Genomic DNA, 4,538 nt, shown 5'->3' with positions numbered 1-4,538 from the left:
GCCGGCGCCGCTCGACCGACGTGATCACTTCAATCTGATGCTTCGTCACAGGGCTACTCCTAGTGCTTGCACTAGGACTTGCAGCCTTCAGCCTACCTCAGCAAGACGGCCGTGACCGCGGGGATACTCGGCATGAGAGGCACGCAATCCTGCAAATCGCGTCAAGAGCCCTCAATATCACCCCAGGACAGGGCTTCTTTGCGATGCTTCACCTGGACATAAATGCGGGCGCCATCGAGCTGAATTTCAACATCTTCGTCGCTCTCGACCGAAACTGCCTGCGCTCTCAAAGTCGCGGCCGACAACAAGCATTGAACTGCGTACAGGTGCTGGAAAAGGTAGCCACGGTGCACAGCTTCAATTCGAACCAATTGTGCGGGCCAGAACGCTGACGCGTGGTCGGGTCGATAGCGTCAGAGGCGCGGCGTTCTCTCGGTTCACAGCGTCCATCGTAGATTCCATTTTAAAGTCCGTGGCAAAGACGGTGCTAGCACATTGCCGATACCTCATCGGTTTTCGATGCAGTCCCCGGAGATGCGCAAGTATGGCACATCTGAGTGGTCTCGGCGTCCTGGCCACCGGGACACCATCCGCCGTAGAGCCGATGAAGACCCTAACGTGAGACACTTCTCTATTCGGCGTGTTGAGGTCAAGCGCTGCGCTACCAAGCTTTCAGTGTCTCCGGCAGTTTGATTGTCTTCCGCAGGGCCTTGCTTCTCTCCGGGATCGGCGTTTCGCCCTCCCAATATGGGGTTAGGAGAATGAAGCGACACAATCTACCAAGCGTCTTGATCGCATGTTGCAATCAGTACGAGTGTCTCAGCGAACTCGCCTCATCCATCGTCCTGCGAAGGACGTCCGTCCGCCGGCGGCGGAACTCTCTGTCTCTCTCCCTTTCGGCCTCCTGGATCAAATGGTTGAGGCTATGGTTTCCCTTGTCCAGCGGAACTCGGCGCCGTCCAGCCACATGCGATGCATGATGACCGCCAGGCGACGTGCCAGCGCGACAATTGCTTTGCGCATCCCGCGCCGCTTGGCGACGTTCATCGCCCAGGCCTTGAGCCACGACCATTTCGTCACGCGAGTGATCAGCGTTTGTGCAGCCTCATAGAGCAACGTCCGCATCATGCCGTCCCCGCATAGGGATATGCATCCAACGCGCTTGCTTTCCCCGGACTCGTTTAGCTTCGGCGTCAGCCCCAGGATGGGCCCCACCGCCTTGGAGTTTCTGAACCGCTGCGGAATGTCGATTGTTGCGGCATAGGCGAGCGCCACCACGGGGCCGACACCGGGAACGGTCATCAAGCGCCGGCAGGTCGTATCGTTCCTGGGAGCACTTTTTTGTGCAGGCGAGCAAATTCGGCACGCAGCCCCCGCCGCGCGGCCAGCAGCGGCTCCATGATTTCTTCGAGATCGGGCATGCCTTCGACGAGTTCGCGAGTGCGCTCCTCGAACTTCACCGTTCCCACAACACCGACCTTGAGGCCGAAGTTGCGCAGAAGGCCGCGGATGTCGTTCTCGATGGCGATTGCCTTCCCTTGCAGTAGCTTGCGGGCCGTTAGGAGTGCCCGCCGCTTCTGGCTCGTGAGCGTTTTCACATGCACCGGGCGGTACAGGTTGACCCTCATCATTTGCGCGATGCCGCGTGCGTCATTGCGATCCGTCTTGTTCGGCTGCGCCTTCAGGAATGCTTTCACATGGCGCGTCTCGATGCAGATAGCCGGCAACCCGACGCTCGCCAGCTCCTCGAAAAGCCATTGCGACAATGGCCCCGCCTCGAGACCGACCCGTTCAGTATTCAAGGCAGGATCCTTCAGTACGGCGAGGAGATCGTCGGGATGGCTGACGACCTTCACCTCGCGGCAAATCCTGCCGGATTCATCAACAATGCAAACGGCGGTCTCTTTCACCGCGACATCGAGGCCGATAAAGTGTTTCACGCTGCGCTTCCTTTCCTGATGCTTGTGGCTGTTTGAACAGACCACGTTCTACCATCAGCTCGAAGCGCAGCACCTTCCTGCATCACCGTTGAAGACGGGGCGCAAGCCGAATACCCCATCTACCCGATTATCTCGTGAGGCGGACCAACTTGCTGGCCTTCCCGGTCGAGCCGTTTCTCCCGACTCGACACTTAGTTTTCTTGATGCGCTCCTTAATACAAAAAGCTAATTTCTTAACCTTCTCAGCGATCAAGACGAACACGAAGTCTCCGTGCGCGCTCGCGGAAGGCGGCTTCGCCACCTCAAGGATATCACACACGGCTTTGCGGATTGCGGCGTTTTCGAGCCCGCCGGCCACATAGCTGATCGGCGGTAGACCGCCTGACGGATGCGGGCCAGCTTCGGCTACGATGATCTGATCGGCGTCGGTGTTGATGACGAGATTGGCGTTGTGCGTGACAATAATGACCTGACGTTTCGACTTGGCCGTGATAAACAGCGCGATCAGTTCGTCGAACACCGACTTCGGATCAAGATTTTCCTCCGGCTGGTCAATGATCAATGGACGATCGTCTGAATCGTCGAGAGCGAGGTAGAGCAGCAAGAGGACGATGCCCCGCGTACCAGGCGAGAGCTTCCGGATGTCGACGCCGTCATAGGAGATCTCGTACCGGACGATGATGTGGTCGGTCCCGAAAAACCAATGCGCGAATTGCTTCGACCAGGCGCGGAACTCGGCCTGTTGCGTGGGCGCATAAGGCGCGTGGGAAAGAAGGTCATTGGCGTATTTTCCAATGAAGGCTGTCATCGCAGCCTGAACCTCCGCCGCCGAGCCCGTCTCCAACGCGGGCTTTAGCGCCTCCGTTGCAGCAGTGATCAATGAGCGACGGCCGTAGAAGGGGCCGGCCTTGCGTCTGTCGAGGAGCTCTTCCTCCGCAACCGAGCCCCATGCTTCTACATCAGCGATCCTGCGGACCGAGAAGCTAAGCTTTTTGAGCGTGCCTGATGACGCTGCAAGCCGCGCCATTAGCGGCGCGTAGAGGCCGGCCAGCGCGTTCTGTTCGTTGATGATCGCCTCGAAGACTCGCCCATATGTGTCATCGCGCTCAGTTTGAAGCTCCTTCCGGCGCCGTGCCGCCCCTTGCGCATCGGTAAGCCGGGTTTCGAGGGTCTGGAGCGCAGAATTCTCTTGCGCGATACGGCCGGTCAGCGCCGTGTATTGGTCCCGTACCAGCTTGTCAGCGCTGAAAAGAGTCCCTAAGCGCGTCATCTCAGCGACGATCGGGGCGAGCGGAAGTGCCGATAGATCAGCATTGTCCGCAACCAGCGCGACGTTTGGATCGCCAGGCGGCGGCGGAACGCCGTTGAGCTTCCGAACCTCGCCATCCGCCCACGCGATGTAAGCCGTCAAGCTTTTGTCGACGTCGCCTTTGTAGATTAGCAGGAAGTCGTCCCACTGCTTGGCGTCCAGGCCGCTATTGGCGTGCCGCGCCTTGGCTTGACGGAGCATTTCCGGCGCGCCAGTGGCACGCATGCTTCGAGCCTCGTCCTGCAGGGCGACGAAGGTGCGGCGCTGATTTCCAAAAGCTTGGATCTTGTTTCGAAGATTCTGAGCCACTCCGCTGAGCTGGGTGTGGCGGGCCACCTGCGCTTCAGTTCCCTTGACAACGAGTTTGGCGCGGTCGGTTGTGTAGTCCGCGATCATTTGCCTCTTCTGTGCGACCTGCGTGGCCAGCGTGGCAACGAGGCTTTCCTTCTCGAACTCGCTGGCGATGCGGTCGGAGACGTCCGAGATCGCGCCGGCTTCGCGCTCGCGTGCCTGTTGGAACCGTGCAGTCTGCTGGTCGCGCAGCTCGGCGAAATCGGTTGCCCAATCACGATCTTCTTGCGAATGCGACTCGAAGATCACGCGCTCGATCTCGTCCACGAGACCATCGGAAACGCCCTTAGCCGAGCAGAGCTCTTCGACGAACTGCTGGGAGAGATAGCGGGCGCGAGGAAAGGACATGTGGCCGTTGGCGTCGCTGCCTTCGAGGGAGCGCGTGACTGTCGAGCCGCCGCCCCAGGTGAGCGTCGTCGTCGCGTTGCCGATCAGCCTGCGGGCCCGCGCCAGGAAGGAAGGGCTGATATTCTCGTCTGCATCCCAACCGGAGGACGAGATTGCATCGCAACCTGCCGCAATAACGTCTGCCAAGGCCGTCTTACCCGAACCCCGCGACCGATGATGGCTACAAGGCCGGGGTTGAGCGGGATCGAAGGCGTGGTTGCCCAGTCCGCGTCATCGATCATGACGTCCGAGATGACCTGCGACGGCATTGCCGACCGAGGCGGTTGCTCGCCGACGTAGGCGCGCCCCTCCGGGTCGATGCAGGCTTGGCGGAGAGCATCGAACTCTAGGCCACCCTTGATCCATGAGAAGCGATTATCGACGGGCTGCCCCACAGATATCTGGTCGTGGGAGTCGCTCCCGTGGAGACAGGGTTTGCAGCCGTCGTATCGCGCACGCAATTGTCCAACGGTCACGCCCCGCTGGCCGAGCCAGAACTCCCGCTGCGCCGGGCTGCTCGAGAAGATAATATGGGCGAACTTCTCAATTTC

At 59.9% G+C, this 4,538-nt stretch carries 2 pseudogenes; both read right to left on the bottom strand.

Annotated elements, in window-relative coordinates:
• Window positions 1-909: 909 nt before the first annotated feature.
• A pseudogene (locus EOA85_RS28555) lies at window positions 910-1,940 on the bottom strand (IS110 family transposase).
• Window positions 1,941-2,182: 242 nt separating this feature from the next.
• Window positions 2,183-4,538 (bottom strand): annotated as a pseudogene (locus EOA85_RS28550) (TrlF family AAA-like ATPase); the annotation flags it as partial.

Origin of the sequence: Mesorhizobium sp. M5C.F.Ca.IN.020.29.1.1 (assembly GCF_003997375.1) — a bacterium.
Taxonomy (GTDB): domain Bacteria; phylum Pseudomonadota; class Alphaproteobacteria; order Rhizobiales; family Rhizobiaceae; genus Mesorhizobium; species Mesorhizobium wenxiniae.
Note: the sequence above shows the minus strand (reverse complement) of the source record. Positions and strands in the feature narration are given on the sequence as shown.